14 protein-coding genes are annotated in these 25,631 nt (G+C 56.7%); 8 read left to right on the top strand and 6 right to left on the bottom strand.

Annotated features, from left to right (window positions below):
• Positions 1–150 precede the first annotated feature (150 nt).
• Both ACOCLD_RS12750 and ACOCLD_RS12745 read right to left on the bottom strand, forming a co-directional pair.
• A complete protein-coding gene (locus ACOCLD_RS12750) occupies positions 151–1,866 on the bottom strand; it encodes a M66 family metalloprotease (RefSeq protein ID WP_422909433.1) in 1,716 nt (571 codons plus the stop codon).
• A 707-nt stretch (positions 1,867–2,573) separates the two neighbouring features.
• A complete protein-coding gene (locus ACOCLD_RS12745; RefSeq protein ID WP_422909432.1) occupies positions 2,574–4,562 on the bottom strand; it encodes a M66 family metalloprotease in 1,989 nt (662 codons plus the stop codon).
• A gap of 366 nt (positions 4,563–4,928) precedes the next feature.
• Between ACOCLD_RS12745 and ACOCLD_RS12740 the strand changes: the two genes are divergently transcribed.
• Entirely contained in the window at positions 4,929–5,960 is a 1,032-nt protein-coding gene (locus tag ACOCLD_RS12740) for an AraC family transcriptional regulator ligand-binding domain-containing protein (RefSeq protein ID WP_422909431.1), read from the top strand.
• Between the two features lie 173 nt (positions 5,961–6,133).
• On the opposite strand, the gene ACOCLD_RS12735 is transcribed toward ACOCLD_RS12740, so the two are convergent.
• Complete coding sequence (locus ACOCLD_RS12735) at positions 6,134–9,148, bottom strand: HD domain-containing phosphohydrolase (RefSeq protein WP_422909430.1); 3,015 nt, start codon at positions 9,146–9,148, stop codon at positions 6,134–6,136.
• 826 nt (positions 9,149–9,974) lie between these two features.
• Between ACOCLD_RS12735 and ACOCLD_RS12730 the strand changes: the two genes are divergently transcribed.
• Genes ACOCLD_RS12730 through qhpG form a run of 4 tightly spaced genes read left to right on the top strand, consistent with a single transcriptional unit; the run spans position 9,975 to position 15,628 of the window.
• Positions 9,975–11,879 carry a sigma-54-dependent Fis family transcriptional regulator gene (locus tag ACOCLD_RS12730; RefSeq protein ID WP_422909429.1) on the top strand — a complete coding sequence of 635 codons (1,905 nt, stop codon included), beginning with the start codon at positions 9,975–9,977 and terminating at the stop codon, positions 11,877–11,879.
• 45 nt (positions 11,880–11,924) lie between these two features.
• Entirely contained in the window at positions 11,925–13,658 is a 1,734-nt protein-coding gene (locus tag ACOCLD_RS12725; RefSeq protein ID WP_422909428.1) for an ABC transporter ATP-binding protein, read from the top strand.
• Positions 13,648–14,328 carry a subtilisin-like serine protease QhpE gene (gene qhpE, locus ACOCLD_RS12720; RefSeq protein WP_422909427.1) on the top strand — a complete coding sequence of 227 codons (681 nt, stop codon included), beginning with the start codon at positions 13,648–13,650 and terminating at the stop codon, positions 14,326–14,328. Before ACOCLD_RS12725 ends, qhpE begins: the two co-directional genes overlap by 11 nt.
• A complete protein-coding gene (qhpG, locus tag ACOCLD_RS12715) occupies positions 14,321–15,628 on the top strand; it encodes a flavin-dependent monooxygenase QhpG (RefSeq protein ID WP_422909426.1) in 1,308 nt (435 codons plus the stop codon). Before qhpE ends, qhpG begins: the two co-directional genes overlap by 8 nt.
• Positions 15,629–15,650: 22 nt before the next feature.
• Here the strand turns inward: qhpG and ACOCLD_RS12710 are convergent, their stop codons facing one another.
• The 3 genes from ACOCLD_RS12710 to ACOCLD_RS12700 all read right to left on the bottom strand — a co-directional run bounded on the left by ACOCLD_RS12710 (position 15,651) and on the right by ACOCLD_RS12700 (position 19,890).
• Complete coding sequence (locus ACOCLD_RS12710; RefSeq protein ID WP_422909425.1) at positions 15,651–16,700, bottom strand: extracellular solute-binding protein; 1,050 nt, start codon at positions 16,698–16,700, stop codon at positions 15,651–15,653.
• A gap of 283 nt (positions 16,701–16,983) precedes the next feature.
• The gene (locus ACOCLD_RS12705; protein ID WP_422909424.1) at positions 16,984–18,324 is read right to left on the bottom strand and encodes a hypothetical protein; all 1,341 of its coding nucleotides are present in this window, start codon (positions 18,322–18,324) and stop codon (positions 16,984–16,986) included.
• 72 nt (positions 18,325–18,396) lie between these two features.
• Positions 18,397–19,890 carry an aldehyde dehydrogenase family protein gene (locus ACOCLD_RS12700; RefSeq protein ID WP_422909423.1) on the bottom strand — a complete coding sequence of 498 codons (1,494 nt, stop codon included), beginning with the start codon at positions 19,888–19,890 and terminating at the stop codon, positions 18,397–18,399.
• Positions 19,891–20,139: 249 nt separating this feature from the next.
• Between ACOCLD_RS12700 and ccsA the strand changes: the two genes are divergently transcribed.
• From ccsA to peaB, 3 genes are all read left to right on the top strand, one after another.
• Positions 20,140–22,380, top strand: coding sequence for a cytochrome c biogenesis protein CcsA (gene ccsA, locus ACOCLD_RS12695; RefSeq protein ID WP_422909422.1), 2,241 nt, complete (start codon positions 20,140–20,142; stop codon positions 22,378–22,380).
• Positions 22,381–22,617: 237 nt separating this feature from the next.
• The gene (peaA, locus tag ACOCLD_RS12690; RefSeq protein WP_422911803.1) at positions 22,618–24,138 is read left to right on the top strand and encodes a quinohemoprotein amine dehydrogenase subunit alpha; all 1,521 of its coding nucleotides are present in this window, start codon (positions 22,618–22,620) and stop codon (positions 24,136–24,138) included.
• A gap of 61 nt (positions 24,139–24,199) precedes the next feature.
• Positions 24,200–25,630, top strand: coding sequence for a quinohemoprotein amine dehydrogenase maturation protein (gene peaB / locus ACOCLD_RS12685; RefSeq protein ID WP_422909421.1), 1,431 nt, complete (start codon positions 24,200–24,202; stop codon positions 25,628–25,630).
• Position 25,631 lies beyond the last annotated feature (1 nt).

Raw genomic sequence — 25,631 nt, 5'->3', positions numbered from 1 at the left:
TCAGTGAGAAAACATTGCAGAGGCTGCTTAGCAGCGCTACGGGTTACTAGGGCAAAAGTACTTCGCTCAATGTGTGGCGAAGTTGGGCTGCTTCAGTTGGTCACAACGATCAATAGCAGGCAGGCTAGTCCGATTAACTAAGCTATACCTTCATGGTTTGGTCCAGATCGCCACCACCTCTCCTTCGCCAAGAATCAAGCCGTTTTGGGCGTGATTCTTAAACAGCACCTCAACCTTTTCTAGTTCTCCCAGTGGACGGATATTCACCGCCCAGCGGATGAAGCTGTCTTCGCTGTTGGGGTCATCGGCTCCCGGTTTCAGAATGTTCTCCTCCCAGTCGCCCCAGTCGAAGAATCCGGCACGCAACAAAATATGCCGCTGATGCAGTTGGCCGCCGACACTTTCGGTGATACGCAGTACGTACTGGCAGCCGGCATCTGCGCAGTACAAGTTGTATTGCTCACGCAGCTCTTGCAGGTCGCTGGCCTGGGTTGGGTCGTAAAGACGTATTAGGTTGCCAGTGTGCGCGTAGGGGGCATGTACCAAGGTCAATTCGGGTGTGGTGCGACTGATTGAGCCGAACAAACTGATAACCGGCAACTGGTGCTCGATGGGCAGATCCCCGGGACCGGAGCACATGGGGCGCTGAGGGCAGGGCGCAGGGTAGGGCACAGTATCGTAGCGGTTCTGATCGTAGTTCCAGCGCTGCAATTGATTGGTGGTGGCATCGTAGTGGATTTTCCCAGGCCGATTGCTGTAGCCCTCCAGGTGAGTTTGGACGCGCGAGACGTAAGCATCGGCTAGCATCGCGTATATGTGGCCCGCCTCAAGATGGGTCCCGCCTCCGTGCGTGGCATCCTGCTTGTGCTGCTTGATTGTGCCATCAGGGGCGTAGAGGTAGGGGGCGATAAACTCGCTGCGATTCAGATCATAGCCCCAAGTAGAGCCAACATTACCGTTGATACTGGAATCACCTGGCAGACTGGCAGCATAGGGGAAGCGCTTGGAACCGGCTGGAAAATGGCTGTTGAAGTCACTGTCGAAGGTTTTCTGAAAGTCCTCGCCGGCATGCCCCAGGCCAAAAGCATGGGCCATTTCATGGTGCATGATACCGTCCCAGTCATGTCCTGTGCCCAGACCACTGCCTCCCACCCCACCAAAGATGTTGTCGTCTAAAATCCGACCGTAATAGTGGGCAATATCCTCCTCACCATTGGCCGCCATCAGAAGTTCCAGGTAATCGTAGACACCTTCGATGATCCGGTAGCCATCGCAACCTGCACTCAGTGGCTGGTCGTTCTGACAGTGGGGCCATGCGAGCAGGAACTCCCCGGGAGATTGTTCTGTCGGTCTCAAAGCCAACCGGTCGAGTTGCAGAGGAGGCAAAGCTCGGTAGTCCAAACGGCTTACTGGCAACCGTGCAACATATTCATCACGGTGTTTGGTGCTCATGGCCAAGCTCCCTGCAGGTAGGCTGTCCAGTGGTCGGGAAAACAGCACGACAGGTACGCTATTGAAAGTCAGAATATTGGGCGCACCGACGCTTGGACGCTCTATGCTCAGCTGCTGTTGGCCGTGCAGTAGGCGGATCTGCATACCGGGATTTATCCAGGCAGCCGGTATGCGGACGCTGTGAGCCAGAGTGAAAGGTGCGGGACGGTTGCCTGCGGTCTTGTCTAATTGATCCGGGCCCTTCAACTTGAGATTGCCGAGCATTCCCCCCAGGCGATCTAGTACTTCTATAGTCAGTACTTGGCTGTCGTTTTCCACTCGAGCAATAAACAGAGCATCGCGCTCGGAGACCAGACGAAAGAACCGGTCTTCGGGGCGCAGAACATGGGTTTGCGCGATATAGACATCGAGCAAGTGTGCCGGGCTAGACGTGGACGGTGGTTCGGTGGGCGGTACCGGAGGCGAAACTGTTGGAGTACCTGGCGGGACATCGACATCGGACGTTGGGCTTACAGTGCTAGTATTGTTCGTATTGTCGCTGCCCTTGGAGGACTTACTGCCTCCCTTACTCTCGAAGCAACCGTTCAACACCAGTGTCGCAAGAAGTAAGCATGAAAGTTTTCTCATTTAGCAGAAGTCTTTCTCTTGTGGGTTTATGGAATGTGAAAGTGCGCGACGACTGACAGCCGGAAGCAGCAGTTGGGTGGTTCATTTAGGCCGACCTATCGGTCAGCCCCTGGTGGTAGGCAAGCGAAACTGAGGTAGGGCCTTACTGACGACAAGTAGGAGCATGAGGGATCGCAGGCATGTTCCGGGCTCTGTGTGGTCTAGTTTTGCGTTTCTGATAAGTGATGGTGAGAGCCGCTTCGGACATTTCACTTGTTATTTTTGGCCATTTCGTTCGAGCGGGACAGTTTCGATGAGGAGATGGAGGCGTGAGCGACAAGCACAGAAGAGCGTGAGGAGATCAGGTAACCGGTAAGCTTTCCCCCATAGTTACCTATGTGCTAAATCGGTTTGAGGCACCCAGTTCTAAAACAGGGTGTGCCTAGTCATCACAACCCTGGCCAGGGACTGTGAATAGCCTCGGCTATTCACAGGTCACCGCCGGTACATGATAATTAGGGCGCTGTCCAGCTCGCCACTACTTCTTCTTCTCCGGAGAGAAATCCTTGCTGGGCTTGATCCTTGAAGAGTATTTCTACTTTTTCAAGGTTACCCTGAGGGCGGATATTCACCGACCAGCGGGTAAAGCTGTCGCCGCTATTGGGGTTGTCTGCTCCTGCTTTAAGGATGTTTCGCTCCCACTGGTGCCATTCGAAGAATCCGGCCCGAAGTAAAATATGGCGATGACGCAGTTGACCGTCGATCCTTTCGCTCAGACGAAGTACGTACTGGCAACCGGCATCTGCGCAGTACCAATTGTATTGCTCACGCAGCTCCTGCAGGTCGCCAATAAGGGTGGGGTCGTAGAGCCGTATCAGGTTTCCGTTTCGCGAATAGGGGGGGTGAATTAGATTTAGCTCGGACGTGGTACGACTGATTGAGCCGATTAGGGTGATGACTGGCACGTCGTGCTCGATAGGAATATCGCCAGGACCATAGCATGCGGGACGTTGTGTGCAGGGTGTCGGATAGGGCACTGGGTCATATCGATTCTGATCATAGTTCCAGCGCAGTAGCCTATTGGTGGCCGCATCGTAGTGAATCTTGCCAAGTCTGTTGATATAGCCCTCTAGATGAGTTTGGATGCGTGAAACGTAGGCGTCGGCAAACATTGAGTATAGGTAGCCGGCTTCGCGATGACCTGCGCCACTTTGCATCGGGTCTTGCTTATGCTGCCTGATTGAACCATCGGAGTTATACAGATAGGGAGGGATGAACTCTCGTCGGTTCAGATCGTAGCCCCAAGTGTCACCAACATTTCCATTTTCTCTGGAGTCTCCGGGAGAGCTTGCGGCATAGGGGAATTGTTTGGATCCGGCTGAGAAGTGGCTGTTGAAGTCCCTGTCGAAGATTTCCTGAAAGTCCTCGCCAGCATGTCCCAGACCGTAAGCGTGGCCCATTTCGTGATGCATTACATCCAGCCAACTGTCGCCTACACCTACATCGCCACCACCCAGTCCTCCCCAAATCTCGCTGTAGCCGTTTTGCATCCGCCGCTCGTTAAAGACCAAACCGTAATAGTGGGCTATATCCCCCTCGCCATTGGCCGTTTTGAGTAGATCCAGATAGGCGAGAATTCCTCCCATAGCTCGGTAGACGTCGCACTCCGGACTTTGCGATTGGGTTCGCGGACAATCCGGCCATACGGGCAAGAGCAAGCCGGGAGATTGATCGTTCGGTTCCAAGACCAGTCTGTCGAGCAGTAGTGGGGGCATGGCTCGATAGTCGAAGCGATTCACAGGCAACCGTGCGGCATATTCCTCACGGTGTTCGTGGCTCATGGCCAGGCCGTCTGGAGGTAGGCTGTCGAGGGTTCTACCAAACAGCACAAAAGGTACGCTGTAGTAAGTCAGCACATTCGGTGCGCCGACGCTGGGGTGTTCAAGAGTCAACTGTTGTTGGCCGTGCAGCAGACGAATCTGCATGCCAGGATGTACCCAATTACCAGGTATACGGGCACTGTGGCCCAGGGTAAAAGGAGCAGGGCCATTGCCGGCAGTTTTATCCAGTTGCTCAGGTCCTTTCAGCGCGAGATTGCCAAGCAGCCCACCTAGGTGGTCAAGCACTTCAATAGCTAGTGTCTGGTTATCGTTTTCCACTCGTGCAATAAACAAGACATCACGCCCGGCGACCAGCCGAAAGAAACGATCCTCGGGTCGAAGCACATGGGTCTGCGCGAGATAAACGTCGAGCAGATGCGCTGGGCTTGCTGTGGATGGCGGTTCGATGGGAGGAATTGTCGGAGGATCCACAGGTGGTGTTTGTGGCGTGACAGGAGGTGTTGTTATCGGTTCATCCGGTGGGCCGATATTGTCGGGAGGTACGCTGATAGGGTTGGTGGTATTGCTATCGTTTTTCTCCTTGGGAGATTTACTACCTCCACCACTGTCGAAACAGCCATTTAGGGTCAGTGCAGCAATAAGTAAACATATGAGTCGCAACATGTAACAAAAGTGTCCTTTTTGTATTTTTCTGAAATATAAAGCTCGGCGCGGAGGTACCTCTCGCCTGATGGGCAAACGTTGGAGCCACAGTGAGGTGGCGTGCGAGGCTTTAGATTGAGGCACACTAGAAGCCCCCGCTAGGGAGTACCGGTTAATGCCCAAAATTGTGTTGCCGGTTTCCCTTGCTCATGTCCGTACGAACTTCAGCCGTATCCACCTCCTGAACTATTCCGGCCCAGGCTTATGGTCATTGTTTTGCTCTATTCAGTCGGAAAGTGAGAGCTGTATCGGACATTTCGCTTGTCATCTTTGGCCAGCATCGCTGATGCGGGATAGAGTTTGCACAGTGAAGGAGGCATGGTTGTTATGCGCACAAAAATGAGCGGAGAGGGTAGGTGTCCGGTGCTGTTTTCTCAGAGCTATCTTGAGTTCATGGCAGAGCAGGGGCACTCGATTGAGCATGTGTTGCGAAGTGCCAAGATTCCTTTCGCTTCTGTTCAGCCTAATATGGGGCTGACGTATAGTGAGTACATGCGGCTCTTGGACGAGGTGCATGTGCGCTTCGGAGGAGAGGGGATTGGTCTGGAGCTTGGGAACCGCTTGCCACTCACTGCACTGGGCAGCTTTGGGCATGCAGTTCTGGCGAGCGCCACATTAGGTGACGCGCTTAGGCTCTGTGAGCGCTTTTGGTTACTGTATGGTATTGGCATGTCATTTTCTATGGATGTGATTGATGGAATTTGCGTGTTGGATGTCCAGTTGTTGCCATTGATTCCTGAGCGGCATCGGCAGATTGAGTTGGAGTATGCTCTGACGGGGATATATCGAGCATGTGTGCTTATGCAACCAGAGCTGCTAACAACTAGTGAGACCTGGTTCGATTTCGCAGTTCCTCCCTATGTTGATAAGGCGCGTTTATTTCTTGGGACGGTGCGTTACGACATGCCTGCTTGCCAGATTCGCTTTCCCGCTTTGTTGCTGGATACTCCACTGATGTTGGCTCATCCGGCCGGACAGAAGCTTGCCGTAGCGAGGTGTGAGGAAGAGGCAGCTCTTCTGGGCCGTTCTGACGTAGCAGGGGATGTGTTGCGGGCGCTGAAGCGGCAAGGTAACCGGTATCCAGATTTCGAACAGGTAGCCAGACAGTTGAATATGACTGCTAGGACATTGCGTCGTCGATTAAAAGAGGAGGAGGCGAGCTTTTTGGAGCTGCTCAACAGCGTGCGTCGGAAGGATGCAATGAGCCTGTTAGCGAATCCAGATGTAGATATCTACCAAGTGGCGGAGAAAATGGGGTATGTCGATCCGGCTAACTTCACCCGGGCATTCCGACAATGGGTTGGGCAGACTCCTAGTCAATACCGTAAGGCCAGCCATCCAGACCTGTTCCAAGTTTAGTGGACTAGCCATCCTCTTAGGCATCCCCTGCCTAGGCTTTGAAAATTAGGACGAAACCATCCAATGATTCACCCTGAAATCCAAGTCTGAACTTTCAAGCGAACCGCTGAGCAAGTTAATCTAAAAAGCCTGAAAGCCCTGCCCTTAAGAGCGGGGCTAGCTTAAATGCGACTCTATCGTCCGGATAGGCTTACGATGCGTTGCCGGTATTCGGCAGGATCGTCCGGATTGGTTTTGCACGTCGTCGGCGATGAGGCTTCAGACACTCTTGCCAAAATCGCTTGTTCATCTACCTCGTCAATCAGCTCTAACTGCATAAAGCGCTGAGCGTATTGCTTGTATATATTGGCGCGAATGAAGAGGGCGAAAAGATGTGGGTCAATATGCGATTTTTCGCACATACAGACCATGATGTTAACTGCTTCAGAAAGTGTTTTGCCTTTCTTGTAGGGGCGGTCTACGGCTGTTAGGGCCTCGAAAATATCCGCAATTGCCATCATACGAGCAGGGAGGCTTATTTGCTCGTGATTAAGACGTTTCGGATAGCCCGTGCCATCTAATTTCTCATGATGCCCTCCAGCTATCTCGGCAACGCATTGCAAATGCTTAGGAAATGGAAGGCGGCCGAGCATCATGATTGTCTGCACCATATGGTGGTTGATGATGTAGCGCTCTTCGGGAGTCAGCGTGCCTGAAGTAGTACTTAGGTTATAGAGTTCGCCTCGGTTGAACTTGTACTGCGGTACATTGAGATTGAAGCCCCATGGATTGTCAGGCGCAATTAGCTCTTGCTCAGGGCGTTCGATGAGGTGTTCTGGACGATCGTCAAGCAGAAACTCCTCCACTGGAAGTGGCTGAGGTGGCAGTTGCCGTAAGCGTTGTTCCTCTTCCCAGGAGACACCGAGGCGATTGTCTAGTGTGCGCAGCCAGCGACGCTTGGCGATTTGTCCAAGGCGAGTTTGATCGGCGTCGGTCATCGCCTCACCGCCTCGGTTGGCATAGGCGATAAAGGAGAACTCTTCGTCTAAGGTTTTGAGTTCAGCGTCTCTTATTTTAGCTTGTACTGTCTCGCTCCCGCCCTCAGCAAGGTTTTTCCAATAGAGAATCCAGGCGTCGCGCTTGAGCACCTCGAAGCGCATGCGCACCTCATGGATACGGTCGTAAATCGTTTCCAGTTTGGTTGCTTTATCGACTACGTATTCGGGGGTGGTCACTTTGCCGCAATCGTGTAACCACGCAGCGATATACAGAGCTTCCCATTCTTCTTCATTGGGTTGATAGCTACTGAACTCCGGGGCGTCGCTATCTGCTGCAGCACGAGCAAGCATCATTGTGATTTCTGGGACGCGCTGGCAGTGACCTCCTGTATAGGGACTCTTTGCATCAATGGCGCCAGCAATGAGTTGGATGAAGGCATCGAGTAGTAGCTTTTGCTTTGCGAGTAGCCGTTGGCTATCAATGCATAGGGCAGCACTTCCAGATACTGCGTCTACGAAAGCTACTCGCTCTGAGGTGAGCATGCACTCGCTTTTTCCCTCGTCATCGCGTTGGAATAAAACCAGTACTCCAACGGTTTCCTGCTGGCGGTTGTGCAGGCCAGTTGCAATGAGTTGCACTTGAGGGCTGCCAATAGCCGAGAGCAGCTTCTGCAGCCCCCTCGACTTGCTGAGATCCATGGGCATTGCAATGCTGGCTCCGCCGCTTGCAGCGTTACGCAACCAATCGGGAAGGGCGTCGTCACCCAAGGCGAACCCTTTAATACCCAGCTCCTCGGGCGTATGTGCTTGGCCATCTAAAACGAACCCCTTAGGGTCTAGACGCTTGCTATCGGCGTCGTAAAGGTAGATCAGCCCTCCTTGGGCCCCGCTGATAGCTACTGTGGAGTTGAGTACTCGCTTCAGAAGGGCGTCAAAGTTGGTTTCTGCGGAAAGACTTGCAGCGATATCGAGGAAGCGCCCAAGGGTTTCCTTCATCTGCCTCATAGATACCGCAAGTTGATCTACTTCGAGGATGAGCGAACGACCGTTAGAGGGGCGACTGAAGTCGAATCGCTTTATCGCCTCGGCCTCTCCAACTAATTTTCTCAACGACTTTGCGATGTGGTGGGAGGCTAACCAGCTAAACGAAAGAGCCAGTAGCAGAGTGGCGAGGGTAATCAGCGCTCCTTGCTTGCGCGCCCGATAGGCGTCGGCCAACAGTTCGTCTTCAGGTATCAACATTGCGAGGTGCAGCCCGTTCGGGCCGCCTTCTTGAATATGCCGCTGAGCCATAGCCCAGCGCCGCTTAGCTAGCAAAACTGTCCCTTGAGCTTGGCGGCTGAAGTATTTCTCGAGCAACTCGCCTAGCAGCGGGTTTATGTCGCGAGCCTTTACCAAAGTCTTGTGGTAGCCATTTGCACCAATCAGCCGGGTGACGTCAGGGTAGGCCACCACATTGCCCTTCGTGTCGACAAGAACCAGCTCGCTGTTCGGTGTGGCTCGATGTGTTGCGAGGGTCTCAGAGAGGGCAGCTAGGGTTAGGTCTGCGGCCAGTACCGCAGTATTTCCACTGCGGCGGGCTAGGGTGGTGCCGACTTCGTCTGTTGAGAAAAAGACGTAAGGCTCTGTGGTTATTTGATTGTCACCCATGCTGGCTTGCTTGAACCAGCCACGTTCACGAGGATCGTAATTTTCATCGGTTCGTTCGCGCCGGCTGATTTCATTTAGCTCGTCGTCATAAAAAAGATACTCAGACCGTATTATTTGATTCTCTCGATGGATAGACCAAACCTGATAGGAGGCACCTGGAGGCGCCTCAAAGCGTTGTTTGAGTGCGCCGCTGTCCAACGGACGCACCATGAAGAAATCACCGTTGCGGTAGCCCAAGTAAAGGGAGTTGAGCATGGGGTTGTCGCGCAGGGCTTGGATGAATGAGGGCAGTAGGGCCAATCGAGACTCTAGATCGGTACTTTGCGTGGCTGGATCTAGAGAAAGCAAGCTGAGCAAATGGCGAATAGGCTGGTATGTATTGCTCAGGTCTTTCTGAACGTCGTGCTGTATCCGATCAAAGAGTCTTTCGCTGCTCGTGGCGATCATCTGACTGGATTGACGGTAATTGAGAAGCCCTAGCGCGATACAGACGAGCAGCAGCAGGAGGGTAAACAGGGCACAGATGTGGACATGTAGAGGAAAACGGCGTGTTTGTAGCATGACTGGTCAACTCCCAGGTTGGGTGTGGGACGAGACACTGGTGCTGCTGCTCTAGGTCTGAGACCGCCTGCTCTCCATGCACAGCTACCCAGCAGAAGTAGCTATTGAGCACCTTCGATCGTTCATTTATATTTATCTGCATAAAATATTTTAGTCAAATAATTTTTTATGATGACGCGGTATCGGCGCTAGAGCGATCAGGCTGGGTGTTGGCTGTAAAGACCCGCGTTTTGTGGTGATGTGGATGCTGGTATGCGCCGGCGATCCGTGCCAGTTGTCGGATACCGTGATCCCCGGTTGATAAAACCTGTTCCCGCTGAATGTCTTGGTTGGGGTCTGGGCGATTGGCTTGAGAGGTAAGGGTCGAAATCACAGATAAGCGCAAGTGTGCATATGGGCGGATGTGCTGGATTTATGCAGCCCGGCGGCGTTTCGAATCCTCTTTGCATGGATATTATTGTTGTGATAAATATTTTACTGATGTAAAAATATATGCGGCGATGCGAACCTTAGAGCGCTCGCGGTGTGCGAGCTGCAAGCGTTACAACATTTCGTTTTCAACTACGAAAAAGATATCGATTGAAGGGCGACTTCATAGCTAGCGGCGAATTGGAGGCGGCTCACTGAGAGAATGGCACCATTGAGTTTGCATCTGCTCAACTTGGGTCGGGTTGTCTCCGTCTACTTTGATTTGGTTGGAGCCTGAGCGAGGCAGTGAAGGGCGCGGGGCATCGATAGGCGTGATGCCGATATTCGCGATCATCTAAAGGAAGTAGCAGGCATCAGTAGTCAGATACTGATTTTAAATCCGAGAGTCAGGTGGGCCATGGAGCAAGTGAAGACCCAAGTACCAATCTCAATAGCACATGACCTTCAGCAGCGAGTGAGGGAGGTTAGAAAGAAGTTGATCGCTGACGGACAGCTTCCTCTCGGAGTGTTGCGAGAAGAGATCGATGCGTCTTGGAGGCGCAGTATCAGCTATGGCCTAAACTGCATCGACAAAGAGTCTGTGGGCCTGCACAGGAGCCAGGATTTAGAGCTACTGCTAGCCACAAATCGTCTGCTAATTGATGCGGCTACGCCGGAGCTTGAATATTTGGTTCGCCAGATGGGTAAAGGTAGCTTAATTGTCCTTGGCAATGCCGATGCGACGGTCCTCGCTGTTGATGGGCATCATGAATATCTAAAGACTTTGGATCTGCCCGATATGCAGCCAGGGGCTTGTTGGAGCGAAGCTTTGCGTGGCACCAATGCTTTGGGTACGACGTTAGTGGACGCACGCGCCACACTGATTAATCGAGATGAACATTATCTTGATCGGCTGAGTCGGTTTTCCTGCACTGCAGTACCGATCAAAGACCCTCAAGGTAAGGTGATTGGTGTACTTGATTTGACCCGTGACGGCCCCATGGTGCAACCACAAGACATCCTAGCGACTCTGATGCTGGCTGCTAGAAATATCGAAAGCCGCCTATTTGGTGCGTACTACACCCAAGACATTTTGCTGGCCTTTCATAGCCGCCAGCAGTACCTCGGATCTGCTTGGCATGGCCTGCTAGCTATCGGTCTGAATGGTGAAATTCTGGCAGCTAACGAGGAGGCCTGCGACCTATTGCAGTTGACTCGCGACACCCTGGTTGGTCGGCCCAGCTCTGACTTCCTGGGAAGCGGTAGCTTGTCGCGTCTGCTGCGTAACGAGGTGAGTACCCTTCAAACGACGAGAGGCGAACTCTTCTTCAAGCCATTACAAACACCACGTTGTGCCAATCTTTCCGTGGCTACATCAGCTACCCGTACTTCAGTGTCGAAACAGCAAAGTTTGAATGGTCTCGCTGGAGAAGATGGTCGGCTCGCGCGCTCTTTACGCATGGCTCAGCAGGGCCTTGCCAATCACCTACCGGTACTACTGCTAGGAGAAACAGGCACCGGTAAGGAAGTGATCGCACGTGCTCTTCATCAAGCCAGTGCCCGGGCAGAAAAACCCTTCATTGCGATTAACTGTGCTGCGATTCCTGAAGGACTGATTGAGTCCGAGTTATTTGGTTATCGCGATGGTGCCTTCACTGGCTCGCGTAAGGGAGGGGCTATCGGACGGTTAATGCAAGCCCATGGTGGAACGTTGTTTCTCGACGAAATTGGTGACATGCCGCTGAGCATGCAGGCCCGCCTGCTGCGTGTGCTGCAGGAGCGTAAGGTGGCACCGCTGGGGGCCGCCGAAGAGCAGGATATTGATGTGGCGGTGATCTGTGCCACCCACCGTGATCTTAAGCGCTTAGTGCAGGAGAAAAGCTTTCGCGAGGATCTTTACTATCGTATCAATGGCATCAATCTACGCTTACCGGCGCTGCGTGAGCGCGATGCTCTACCTGCGTTCATTGACGGCTTGCTGCAACGCTTGGGGGCGGAAGATATTAGTTTGGACAAGGAACTCGGCGAGTTGCTATTCGGCTATGACTGGCCCGGCAATATTCGCCAGTTAGAGATGGTGCTGCGCGTAGCCCTGGCGATGTGCGAGAAGGGCGAGAAGTTTCTCGGTGTGCACCATCTCACCGACAGTCTCTTGGACGAGCTTATGACCAATGGTAGACGTACAGGTAGCATCCGCGAGAACGAGCTGGAGTTAATCCGCAGCTCGTTGGAATGTCATCAGGGAAATGTCTCTGCCGCCGCCGACGCGCTCGGCATCAGTCGGGCCACGCTATACCGCAAACTCAAGCAATTACAGAGTTGAGCCGGTGAGAGGCTTGCCAAATGCAACGCTGCCGGGCAGGTGGCGATGATCCGTTTCTTGCCTCGTCTGGTCGAAACCTCCACTCCTGAGGTGTTGCAGCGTTCGCTGGGCTGGTTGTATGGCTTCGTGAGCCCGCACCTGCGTGCCATCCTCGCGCTGATCGGGTTGTCACTTTGCGCTTCCCTGTTGGTGCTAGCACAGCCCTGGCTGACCAAGCTGTTGATCGACGAGGGCTTGCTGGCAAAGGACTTCAGCCGTCTGTTGCAGGTTGCCGTAGCGATGATCGGAGTCGGCATTTTCGGAACGCTGCTTGCCGGTCTTAATCGTTACCTGCACACACGCCTGTCAGGTCGCATCCTGTTCGCTCTACGCGATGATCTGTATCACCATCTACAAAAACTGTCGCCGGCGTTCTTCGGTAGGCAACGGATCGGCGACCTGCTGTCGCGGCTGGACGGAGACGTCGCTGAAATACAACGCTTTGCCGTCGACTCTTTGTTCTCCGCGATATCCAGCGTTATCGGCCTGCTGGGTGCGGTTACATTAATGTTGCTGCTGTCTTGGGAACTGTCTTTGCTGCTGGTTGTTCTGATTCCTCTAGACGTGCTGTGGCTACGCTGGATGAGGCGTAAGGTCGAGCGCGACGTGCGCGAACTGCGTGAGCGCTCAGCGGACGTTTCATCGTTCCTGGTTGAAACCTTGCCGGCAATGAAGTTTATCCAGGCCGCTGGCCAGCAGCACCGAGAGTCGCGGCGGCTGGAAGAGCTGGGGCAGGGTTATATGAAGCAGTTGCTCAGGCTACAGATCACCGAGTTCTTCACACACGCTGTACCCGGAACGTTAACTTCGCTGTCGCGCGCTGCAGCTTTCATCATTGGCGGCTACTGGGTGGTACAGGGCAATTGGCAGTTGGGTTCTCTGATCGCCTTTTCGACCTATCTAGGCATGGCGGTAGGGCCGGTGCAGAGCTTGCTCGGCTTGTATGTCGCACTACAGCGGATGACCGTTAGCCTGGGGCGGGTCATGGAACTGCGGCAAGAATCGGTCGAGGTGCGCCAACCTGGAGTGCCGCGTGTGATGCCGGTTGGACGTGGCGAACTGCGTCTTGAGGGCCTGCATTTCGCCCACGAACTGCGCGCCAAGGTGGTGCTGCGTGGTGTCAGCGCAACGATTCCGGCAGGCAGCAAGGTCGCCGTCAGTGGCATCTCGGGTGTCGGAAAGTCGACCCTGATCGACCTGCTACAGCGCTTCTACGATCCGAAACAAGGGCGCATCCTGTTAGATGGTGCCGACCTGCGCGAACTCGACCTGTTCGAGTTGCGGCGGCGCATCGCGGTGGTCAGCCAGGACATCGTGCTGTTCCGCGGCAGCTTGGCCGACAATCTAGCCTACAGCGCACCGCAGGCCGACCGCTCGGCCATTGAACAAGTGGCGCGTTTGGCGCGTCTTGACGAACTGGTCGCCAGTTTGCCGCACGGTCTCGACAGCCAGTTAGGTGAGCGTGGCCAGCAACTTTCAGGCGGGCAGAAGCAACGGATCGCCATCGCCCGTGCTCTGCTGCAGGACCCGCTGATCCTGATTCTTGATGAAGCTACCTCGCAGGTTGATGAGGCCACTGAGCGTGAAGTGATCGCAGCCATCGACCAGTTGTTCTTTGGTCGCACACGCATTTTCATCGGCCATCGGTCGTCGACCTTAGATCAGGCTGATCTGAACTTCCGCCTTGCCGATGGTCTGTTGTACCAGCTCAGTTGTGACGCGGTGGGTCATGGTCGCTGAGCTGCGCATTGGAGTGGTCGACAGCGGCTTCGCACCCAGTCAGGCGAGCCGTGTGCTGGCGGCTCGGCAATTTCAACTAGACGGAGAGACCCTGCGCGAGCGGGAGGCTACGCCAGATCGACTGGGTCACGGCAGTGCCGTTCTTGATGTATTGTTCTGCGTGCCATCGCAGGTGAGTTTCTGCGTGGCCCAGGTGTTCAACGAGCGACGCCAGACCAGTCCACTGCAGATTGCCGCAGCGTTGCACTGGCTGGTCGAGCAACGGGTGGCTCTGATCAATCTCAGCCTCGGTTTGCGCACGGATCGGCCGGTTCTGCGCGATGCCTGCACGACAGCACTCAGAGCAGGCATCCTGCTCTGCGCTTCGAGCCCGGCTCAAGGTGAACCGGTATATCCAGCCCGCTATCCGGGGGTTATTGGCATTACGGGCGATGCTCGCTGCGCGCAGGGACAATGGTCTTGGCTGGCCAGTGCCCAGGCGGACTTCGGCGCGCCGGTCGCTGCCACGAATGGTGTCGCAGGGGCAAGTGTTGCCTGCGCGGCGATGAGTGGGCTGATTATCGACTTCCTTTGCCACAAACCGGAAGCTGATCTGACGGAGGTTATGACCTGGCTGCGCACCGGAGCAGCGTTTGTCGGAGCGGAGCGACGAGGGCGGCGAAATGAGTGAGCCGCGTATCCTGGTGCTCGGTGCTGGGCCAGCAGGCACAGCCGTGGCGCTGGGGTTGAGTCGCCTCGGTTATCGCGTCCGCGTAGTCAGTGACTGGCGTCGCTTCGAGGCGGTCGAAGGCGTGTCACAGAGGGCGCTGGACGGCCTGCACCATGCGGGCCTAATCTCTGCGCTGGCAAGCGCTGCCGCACCGTCACCACGCCGGGTGGTGTGGAGTGGCGAAGACAGGGTGATCAATCAGGAGTACCTCATCGATCGACCGCGTTTCGACGCTGCGTTACGCCAGGACTTACGCACTTCCGGGGTTGAGCCGATCGAGGCGCGGGTCCGCCAGGTCGAATCGAACGAGCATGGTCATCGAGTATTGCTCGAATCGGGAGTAACGTTGGAGGCGGATTTTTTAGTCGAGGCGCGTGGCCGTCAGGCACCTCTTGCCGGTGGGCGACGACGCGGTCCGGAAACCCTAAGCCTGCTGTTGCGCTGGCACCAGCCCGCAGGCCCCAACACGTCGGCAGTAGAGAGTTTTAAAGATGGCTGGTCCTGGATGGCGCGCATGGGAGACGGACGCTGCTATTGGCAGATCACTCTAGACGCCGCTAACGCAGAGCTTCCAGCCAAGGAGTACCTGGCCAATTATTGCGCCTGGCGGAGGGGGCGCTCTGCACTGGCGCGGGAGTTGTTCGGTAACGGTATCTCTGAAACGGGAGAGCTGTACGCGCGTAGCAGCACAGCGATTCTCTTCCATGAAGCCAGTGGATCAAACTGGTTGCGCGTCGGAGATGCGGCGATGGCAGTCGACCCGTTATCCGGGAATGGCATCTTCCAGTCGCTTTCCTCAGCGCTGCAAGCGCCGGCGGTGATTAACACAATGTTGCGTCAACCCGATCGCGGGCAGCTGGCGCGACAGTTTCATCAGCAGCGGATCGATCATTTGTTCCTTCGATTCGCCCGCACGGGGCGGGACTTCCATGCTTTGGAGCAGCGTTGGCTGGAGCAGCCGTTCTGGCAAGCGCGCTGTCGCTGGCCGGATGCCGAGCCGCTGCATGTTGCCGCCGATTTCAGTCAGGTTCACGTGGTGCGCGCGTCGGTAATTCGTGACGACACCATCGCCGAGTCCGAGGTGGTGGTCACCGCCGACCAGCCACTGGGTATCTGGCACTTGCAGGGTATCGAACTGGCTCCACTGGTGCGTACCTTGCAGGCTGGAGCTAGGTTAGAACAGGTGCTGGGAGGAATCGCTGCGCCGCAGCAGGACATGCTGCGCCATTGGCTGATCACTCAGGGTTATCGGCAAAGTTGACCGCTAGAATCATCTAGCGAATCTATGGGCTGTTGGTGGCATGCGGTGGCCAGGCTTCATGCAGGGCCTTACGCTGTTTCTCGGTGAGCGGGTCGAGCAGATATAGGCGTCTGCGCTCCTCGCGACTGATGCTCAGCCCTGCGGGAGCATCGAGACCCGTCAGTAGGGCCTCTCTGATACCTGGAATGGCATGGCTGACCCTCGCATTACGCACGGCATTGGCAGGCTCAAGCAGGAAGTCGATGAAGGCATAGGCCAACTGTGGTTGCTGCGCGTTCGTGGGGATGGCCATGCTGTCGATGAAAATCAGGCCACCTTCCTGGGGAATGCTGAAGTGCAGCCCTCGCTGTTCCGCTCCGCCCCTGAGCAGTGCGTCCCATACCATGGCCACGCACACCTCACCATTGGCTATCTGTCTGATGAGCTGGGTGTAGTCGGCCGGGCTCAAACGCACACCTGGGTTTAGTAAACCAGCAACTTCCGCGCGGATGCGTCGGGCGCCGCTGGTGCCCAGACGCATGCCCTTGTAGGTCATTTTCAGCGAAACGGCCTCTTGCTCAGCATTCAGGATGGCTGTGCCACAGGCGGATAGTTTGTCGCTGGCCTCGCGGTCGAAAAGCAGGCTCCAACTGTTGGGCAAGGAGCCACCATAATGTGGCTCGGCCAGTGCCGGGTTAGTCATTAGCCCTACGGTTCCCCACATGTAGGGGGCAACATGGCCTTCCGTCCCGCTAGTCGCCAGCATCTGCAGCAAGTAGGGATCGAGATTTCCGCGGTTTTTGAGACGGGAGGCGTCCAGTGGGGCAATCAGACCGGCCCTGACAAGACTGCGCAATTGGTGATCTGCAGGAAATACTAGATCCAGAGACTCGCCACGCTGCAGTGCGTCCTGTAGGGACGTGGCGTTGGTGAATGTCCGGTAGTCGACCTTCACTCCCCTGGATCGTTCGAAGGCCTCGATAACTGCGGGGTCCATGTAGGCGTCCCAGTTGTAGACCCTGAGTACCTCTTCGGCGTGCGCCAGTGACATCCCGCACAGCAGCCACGCAGCTGCCAATAGCCAATGCTTCATGCTTAGTTTTCCTTCTGTGGCCTTGCGAACCACCATGTGGCTGAACACGCCTAGGCACGAAAGTGCTCGACCAGTTGCTGGTGACTTGCCTGGTGATTGAGTGTTGACTGATCTACCTGGCCTCACGGAATCGCGCGAAAAGCGACTCAGTGACGTTGCGGATAGTCGCCTTCACATGCACGAGTTGTAGGTTCACGTGTGATCCCAGTAGGTTTCATCACCGTTTTTCTCGGGTCGACAAGTCTGGCCGGGGTTTTACCCCGGCCGAGTTTTCTTACCAGGCCTAGAAGAAAGTGCCGACGACCAATTGTAGGTAGGTGTTGGTGCCATCCCCGCCCAGTTGCAGACCGCCGTTGTCGGCACTGCGATCCGGTTGGTAGAAACCTAGCACCGGGCTGATCAACAGATGATCGTTAGGCATCCACTCGACATAGAAGTCCAGTTCGCGCCCACCGAGGTTGCCGCGCATTTTGTCCAGGCTGTCGAAATCGTAATACAACGCTCCCAGGGTCAGGTTTTCCCGTGGCGTGAGCTTGAGCCCGACGTGATGAACCTTCGCGTTGTTGTTGAAGGGGCCCGCATAGTTGGCCGCCACCTCACCCTGGAACCAGGTGCCGTAGCCACGGCTGAGGCCGTAGAACAGCGGGTCGAAGGCTTCCGAAAAGCGGCTGTAGCGGTAGGTCGCAGTGGGCGCCCAGGGGATATCGGAGAAGGTCCAGGCCCCCTCTAGATACCAGGCGTTTTCACGGCCACTGTGCTTGTCCTGGGTCACGTATTCGGCGGCCAGATTGAGGTTCTCCACTCCCAGCCCGCCGCTACCGCGCAGGCTGACGGTATCCATACCATCGCGTTCTTGTAGTCCGACGATTTCGGCAAAACGCTGGTTGACATCCAGGCCGTGAATCCAGGTCAGGCCCAGAGTACCGAGTTCGTTGACATGTTCGAGGTTGGCGATAGCCAACTCGGTTTCCGCCTGGTAGCGATTGTCTGACTTCAGCCAAATTAAGTCTCCGCGCAAGCCCTCGCTGCCGCCAAGGCGCAGTATCGCGGTCTTATCGAAGGCCTTGCGCGCAGCCAGGTAGTAGGCACCACCACGGTCGAAGTTGGCACCCAGATCGACATCGCCGAAGTTCACAGGATCGCCCTGAATCAAGAACCCGTCACCGATTGCCACGACTTGGCGCCCACCTGATATATCTAGGCCGTTCTCACCAAGCCAGGGGAGCAGATTGCCCGAACGCCAGCCAACATAGGCGTCTTCTATCGCCGTACGTCGTTCGCTACCTTCGCTCACCCCGGCGGCGTCTCCATCGCCCCAAGTGGCGGAGCTGAGGAGGTTGAAGGCGCCGTACAGGCTGCCTGCTCCGTCCAGCCCCTGGCTCGCACTGAGTCCATACTTGACGTAGCCCTCGCGCCAATTGGAACGGCCTTTCTCGCGGTTGCCTAGCAGGTCATAGCTCTTGCTGCTGCGCATCACGCCGAACAAGGCTTCAAGGTCGGCATTGAGGACACTCTCGTCCTGGTTGTACAGCTCATAGGCGTGGACCGGCATACTGCCTAGTCCGCTGGCAAGCGCCAGTGTCAAGGTCAAGGTCAAGGTCAGAGAGAGGGTATTTCGTTTCATTGGCGTACTCCGTTCTTATTGTGTTATCGCGACTCGCGGGCACGGGGCGGAAGTCGACCCGCCCGGGGGGCTTCATAGGCGGATCAGTACCGACTTAAGCTCGGTGTAGTGTTCGATGGCGGCCGCGCCCATCTCGCGTCCAACACCGGACATCTTGTAGCCGCCGAAGGGCAGGGCAGGGTCGAGGGCGCTATGACAATTGACCCATACCGAACCGGACTTGATGCGCGGGATCAGTCGATGCACGGCGGAGAGATCGTTGGACCAGATGCTGGCTCCGAGTCCGTAGGGACTGTCGTTGGCCAGGCGCACGGCTTCGTCGAGGTCGTCGAAGGGCATCGCGACCAGCACTGGGCCGAAAATCTCCTCCTGCACCAGGCGGTGCTTCTGATCGACATCCACCAGTACCGTCGGTTTGACGAAGTAACCGGGGCCGAAGCTTTCGCCGCCGCAGGCGACGGTCGCGCCAAGTTGGCGGCCGAGTTCGATGTAGCTAGTGACACGGCCCTGCTGCTTGGCGGAGATCAGCGGTCCCATGTCGACACTGGGATCTAAGCCGTTGCCTAGCTTCATACCGTTGGCGATGCCAGCGATGTCGGCAATCACGTTATCGAAGTGCTTGCGTTGTACGTAAAGGCGCGAGCCTGCGCAGCATACTTGGCCCTGGTTGAAGAAGATCGCACTGGCGGCACCTGCAGCCGCTTCCTGCAGATTGGCGTCAGCCAGCACCACGGTGGGCGACTTGCCGCCCAGCTCCAGAGTCACACGGGTCATGTTGTCCATCGCCGCTTTACCGATCTGCTTGCCGACCTCGGTGGAGCCGGTGAAGGTCAGCTTGTCCACGCCAGGATGAGCGGTGAGGGCAGCACCGGCTTGTAGACCGCTGCCGGTAACTACGTTGAACACGCCATCCGGGTATCCGGCCTCCTGGACCAATTCAGCCAGTTTGAGGGCACTCAGTGGGGTCTCGTCGGCAGGCTTGAGCACAACGCTGCAGCCGGTGGCCAGCGCCGGGCCGAGTTTCCAGCAGGCCAGCAGCAGCGGGAAGTTCCAGGCGACGATGGCCCCCACCACGCCCACCGCCTCACGGCGGATATAGCCGTGGAACTGGGCGTCGGGCATCAGCGGCATGGACACATTGATGCTGCTGCCTTCGATCTTGGTTGCCCAGCCGGCCATGTAGCGCAGGAAGTCGATGGACAGCTGCACGTCCATTACCCGCGCCACCTGCGCGCTCTTCCCGTTGTTCAGGCATTCCAGTTCGGCCAGCAGCTGGGCGTCCCGCTCCATCAGGTCGGCCAGCTTCCACAGCAGGTTCTGCCGTTCGCGTGGCCGCATACGGCTCCATGGCGAGTCGTCGAAGGCCCGGCGAGCAGCTTGCACGGCCCGGTCGACGTCTTCCGCAGCAGCCGAGGGCACTTGACCGAGTATCTCGCCGGTGGCCGGGTTGAGGAAGCTCATGGTGGCGCCGCTGGCGGCATCCAGCCATCGCCCATCGATCAGCATCTTCAGCTGGCGGGTGACGAAGGCACGGGTTTGCGGAAGGATGGGGAATTCGATGGGCATATTCTCGAGCCTCGTTTGGTGGCGTTGCGAGGCACCATCGCAACGGCCATGCCAAGGCCGTTTCTTTGCGCTAACTGGCTGATATTAAGAATTTTTATTTATTGTTTTGGAGGCAGGCGTAGCTGGCAGATGTAGCAGTTTGAGACTCACTGAGACGATCTCGTGACAGATTCGCACCGTGGAACAAAGGTCGCGAAATGATACAGAGAGGCGATGGGGGTACCGCCTTCGAAGCGGCCTAAGAGATTGTTGCGCAATGCTTTCGTGCCAGTGGCATGCAATGTGTACGGCTGTGCGGGCAACAATAACAAAGGAGATCCGACCATGAACGAACAACGAGGTGGTGCGCTCCTGCAATGGGTGCTCGGACTCGTCCTGTCCTGCACCTTGCTATGGATTCTGCCGCAAGCCGGTAATGTAGTGCTTGGGGTGCTTGCCGCCCTGATCGTTCTTGGCGTGTTCAGGCCGAGCCTGCGCCTACCGCTCTGGCGTTTGAGCCTGGCCGCATTGTGCGGCGCCTGTCTGGGGCTAGTCCTGTATCTGTTCGCTGATCGGTTCGAGCTGCGTTACGTCTGGCTCTATAGCAGTGCCGGACTACCCGCTTACCTGAAAATATCCAATCTCTGGGGTGGCGACGAGGGGACGGTGCTGGTTTTGGCCACCCTGTGTATGGGCGTTGCCTTGCGCAACGCCAGGCTGCCGGGTTGGGCTGGGCGCGGCAACGCCCTTATCGCAGCCTGGTACACGGCGACGGCCGCCTGGCTCGGGCCGTTCAGCGCCACACCGCCAGACTGGCTTGCGGCACAGGCTAGCCAGGGCATGAACGCGCATCTGCAGACAATCTGGATGGCCTTTCATGCGCCGTTGATCCTCGCCGCTTACGCTTGGGCCATGGCGCCTGCCGGTGCGGCTGCTGATGCGCTGAGGTATGACGGCGACCACTATGGGCGAGTCGCCCTGATCTACGGGCGACGTTCCTGGCTGGTACTCACTACAGGAGTCGGGATGGGCATGGTCTGGGCACTCGAGGACTTTACCTTCGGCCAGTTGTGGCATTGGGACCCGGTACAGACCGTGGCGTTCGCCATCTGGGCGTTGCTCGGGGCGATCCTGCACGGTGCTAGACGCTGGCGCCTCAAAGGGCCGAATCAGATGCTGCTGCCGCTACTAAGCCTGTTCACCGCTGCGTTGGTCTGCATCGCAATGGCGGTGACGCGCAGCGAAGTGTTGGCCAGCTCGCACCGCTACATCGGTACCACCTCCTGGCTGAGCCACCTGGTATTGGCCATGCTACTTGTCGGCGTGGCGCTGGTGCTTGGAGGGCGGGCGCTGTTAAACCGTATCGGGAAGGCAGAGCAAAAACGACGTGACACATCTGAATGGACACTCGACCTGTCGGTCTGGTTGTTCGCCGGTGCTGCTCTGCTGGCAGTGGGCGTGTTGCTTCGCGCGCATCTGCAACAGTGGTTGACCGTGGAGAAGCCCGGTGAGTTGAAACCCTTTTTCGAGACTCTGCTGGCCTGGGCCAGCACTGCGGAAATAACTGAATTGCGACAGGCTTTCGCCCAGTGGGACGTGGACGGCCACGCCATTGGCAAGTGGCTGGCGCCAATTATAGCGCTGCTCGGGCTGGTGGGCGGCTATACGTTTTTGCGCCGCTGTTTTCGCACACGGGTCGCCGCGTTTCTCACGCTGTGTATGTCCCTGTGGGTGGCGTTGACGGCCTGGGGGGGAGGTTGGCTGTCGCCGCGCTATACCGGAGAAGGCGTACTGTCGCAGAGCATCGTGGCGGTGCTGCCCTGGTTGGATGCCGCTTTGCTGGCCGGTGCTTTCCTCCTCGGCGCCAGTCTATTGTGGTGCTTGATGAGCCTGTGGCGCAGTCGCCGACTAGGCACTTTACGGCATACGGGCCCTCTGGTGATGATTCATGGGGGGGCTGTAGTGGCGTTGATCGGCGGGCTGTCCGCCACCGCGCTGAACGCTTATATGCCGATCAACATCTCCCCTGCATCAACTGGCGATACCTGGCATCAAGTGACGGAGCGCATGCAGGTGCGCGTTCTGCCGTTCGACAGCGTGGCTGACTTCTCAGGTTATCGCACCGTGGCACGGGTTGAACTGCGCAGTGATGGCGATCTGCTTGCCGGCCACGCCCTGTTCCAGGATGCCCGCGAGCTACCACCTGGCTATCAGGGGCCGGTGCGGCAGCTGTGCGAAATTCTCGATTACCGCTATGCGCGGCATGTGGGTGACCCAGGCTACGTGCTGCACCCCTTCATCGTACGTGGCTGGACCGAAGACCTGCAGGTCTGGGTGCCCGCATCGCCTGGGCTGATGAAGATCGGTGAGGAGGACGATGTAACGCATGGTGTGGTGGTCGTGCGGCGCTATCCATTCGTTTCGTTCGTGTGGCTCGGGTTGTTGGCGATGGTACTCGGCATCCTGCTGCTGCCCGCACCTGGCAGGCAGAAGACTCTGTCTCAGAGTTAGACAGTCATCGCGAAATTAGACGCCGTGGTTTGCTTCACGTCTTGGATTATGAGTCTTTTATTTGAATAAGATGTTGTTTTTAAATGATTTGTTATGGGTGGCATGGATCGTGCATAACTTCATGTAGATATACTCCAGCCCCTCGTCGGGTGCGGATTTAAATAACAATACCGTGGAGACCTGACCTTGAAGACGACACGATTCCGGCATTACTTGGGGGCCGGCACCCTGGCCATAATGGCCTGTGCAGTGTTGCAACCTGCCGCTGCGAAAGATGGCCAAACCATCCTCAACGCCAAGTGCATGATGTGTCATACCCCTGAAGGTAACGATGCGCTTAGTCGAATCAGTCACCAGCGCAAGACACCAGAAGGCTGGCTGATGAGCATCGCGCGTATGCAGATCATGTACGGTCTGAAGATCGAGGACGATGATCGTCAGACCCTGGTCAAGTTTCTCTCCGACAAGCAAGGCCTGGCTCCGAGCGAAACCGAGGGCTTGCGCTACGCCTTTGAGCGTAGGCTGAACACGGTCGAACAGTTTGACGAACCGATCAATCAGACGTGCGCTCGTTGCCACTCGGGTGCGCGGACTGCCCTGCAGCGGCGTACGCTCAAGGAGTGGGAACACCTGATCGACTTCCACCTCGGCCGTTGGCCATCGCTCGAATATCAGGCCATGTCACGCGATCGCGACTGGTACGGTCTTGCCCATAACGAAGTGGCGCCGTTGCTTGCCGAGCGCTATCCGCTGGATGCCAAAGCCTGGAGCGACTGGCAGCAGAGCAAACCCGAGGCCGAGACACTGGTCGGTAAGTGGAGCTTTGCCGGACATATGCCGAGCAAGGGTGAGGTGGCCGGCACCATGCAGGTGACTGGCGGTGAAGGCGACCAGTTCAAGCTGATTGTCGACGGCGAGTACGCCGACGGCACTCCATTCAAGGGGCAGGGCAGTGCAGTGCTCTACAGCGGTTACGAATGGCGTGGCAGCGTCGACATCGGCGGTGTTGCCATGCGTCAGGTGTTCGCTGCGAGCAAGGGTGAGCTGCAGGGCCGTATGTTCGAGACCGAGCATGATGAGCGTGGTCTTGATTTTGTTGCCGCGCAGCAAGGCGTGGCCCGCGTACTGGCAGTACAACCGGGTTACCTGAAGGCCGGCAGCGAAGCGCAGGTAACGATCATTGGCAGCGCTCTTGAAGGCAAGCCGCTATTCGGGCCGGGTATCCAGGTGCTTGAGGTCGTGGCACAGACCTCCGAGCGGGTCACTGTGAAAGTCCGGGCAAGCGCTGATGCCATGGCTGGCACGCAAGCGGTGAGTGTCGGTGCAATCAAGGGTGGCAGCCTGGCGGTGTATCGCGATATTTCCGAGGTCAGGGTGGTGCCGGCGCTCTCCATTGCCCGGGTCGGCGACAACGGCGGCTCGACACCTAAGGTCCAGGGGCGCTTCGATGCTGAAGCCTGGAGCAAGGATGCTTCGGGTCAGCCATACCGCATCGGCATTTTCCCGGCCACCTGGTCGGTGGAGCCGTTCGACGAGCGAGCCGCCGAGGATGAAGACGTGAAGTACGCCGGCATTATGCAGATGGACGGTGTGTTCCTGCCTGGTGATGCTGGCCCCAACCCGGCGCGCAAAATGTCTACCAACAACGCCGGCAACCTAAAAGTCATCGCGCAGGTGGACGACGGCGGTGCCTCTCACAAGGGCGAGGGGCAGCTGATTGTCACCGTCCAGCGCTGGAACAACCCGCCGCTGCCTTGATGGGTAGTGTGCCGCACGGGATGGCCTGTGTGGTGGGTTGGGATGAGTCGAGGAGGTTGTTATGGGCGTTATCTTGAATTTAGTCGAGCGCAACCTGCACGAAGTGCAGGTTGATGCCGACCGCTTGCTATTCCATGTTCCGAGCAGTTCCTTGTTCGCTTCCGATGCTCTGACAGGGGGGATTATCGATGTTCTGCGCCAGCAGAGTTGTTCCGCAGAGGATCTGATGCAGCACCTGGCCGCACGTTTTAGTGGGCCGGAAATCATCGAAACCTTGCATGAGTTGATCGCCCTAGAGGTGATCAGTGATGGTTCTCCGCAAACCCCGGACATTGTCGTCAAGCGTGTTGAGCGTACGGCGATCAATACCGTGGTGCTGAACGTCAATACAGGCTGCAATCTGAGTTGCACCTATTGTTACAAAGAGGATCTGGACAAGCCTTCCGCGGGCAAGAAGATGGACGTCGAGACAGCCATTGCCTCGGTGGAAATGCTACTCAAGGAGTCCCCGGAGGAAGAGCGCTTCACTGTGGTGTTTTTCGGCGGTGAACCACTTAGCAATCGCAAACTGATCGAGTACATGGTCGATTACTGCGAGAAACGTTTTCGCGACGCTGGCAAGTTCGTCGAATTTGTAATGACCACCAACGCCACCTTGCTCACGGAAGAGACTGTGGACTATCTGAACGCCCATCGTTTTGGTCTGTCCGTGAGTATCGATGGTCCGAAAACTGTGCACGATCGTAATCGGATTACTGTGGGGGGGCAGGGTACTTATGACGTGGTGCGGCACAAGGCCGAGATGCTGCTGTCTCGTTACAACAGTCGCCCGGTCGGTGCACGGGTAACTCTGACTACCGGGGTCACAGACGTTGAAACCATCTGGGATCACTTATTTAACGAATTGGGCTTTGCTGAGGTCGGTTTCGCTCCGGTGACGTCGGGCGATATCAGCAGTTTTAACCTGACCAACGAAGAGTTGATCGAAGTCTTCGCCAATATGAAGAAACTTGGCAGGCGTTACCTGGATGCGGCGCTCGAGCACCGCAATATCGGGTTTTCCAACCTACACCAACTGATCACCGATATCCACGAAGGGCACAAGAAGGCCCTGCCTTGCGGTGCTGGTCTGAAGATGCTGGCGGTGGACCACAAAGGCGAGCTGAATCTCTGTCATCGATTCACCGGCTCAAGTCTGCCGACCTTCGGCAACGTGCACAGCGGGGTGAAGCAGGCCGAGCTCAACGACTTCCTTTCCCAGCGTCTGGATCGCAGCAACACCGGCTGCGAAGACTGCCGCATTCGCAACCTGTGCTCCGGTGGCTGCTACCACGAGAGTTACGCCCGCTACGGAGACCCGACTCACCCGACCTATCACTACTGTGAGCTGATGCGCGACTGGGTTGACTTCGGCATCGAGGTCTACAGCCGCATCATGGCGGCCAACCCAGCCTTTATTAGCAGCTACATCACTCCTCGGAAGGCGCACTGAC

The sequence above is a fragment of the Pseudomonas cimarronensis genome (genome assembly GCF_049331905.1).
Taxonomy (GTDB): Bacteria; Pseudomonadota; Gammaproteobacteria; order Pseudomonadales; family Pseudomonadaceae; genus Aquipseudomonas.
The sequence above is the reverse complement of the archived record's forward strand: the minus strand, read 5'-3'. Positions and strand labels throughout refer to the sequence as shown.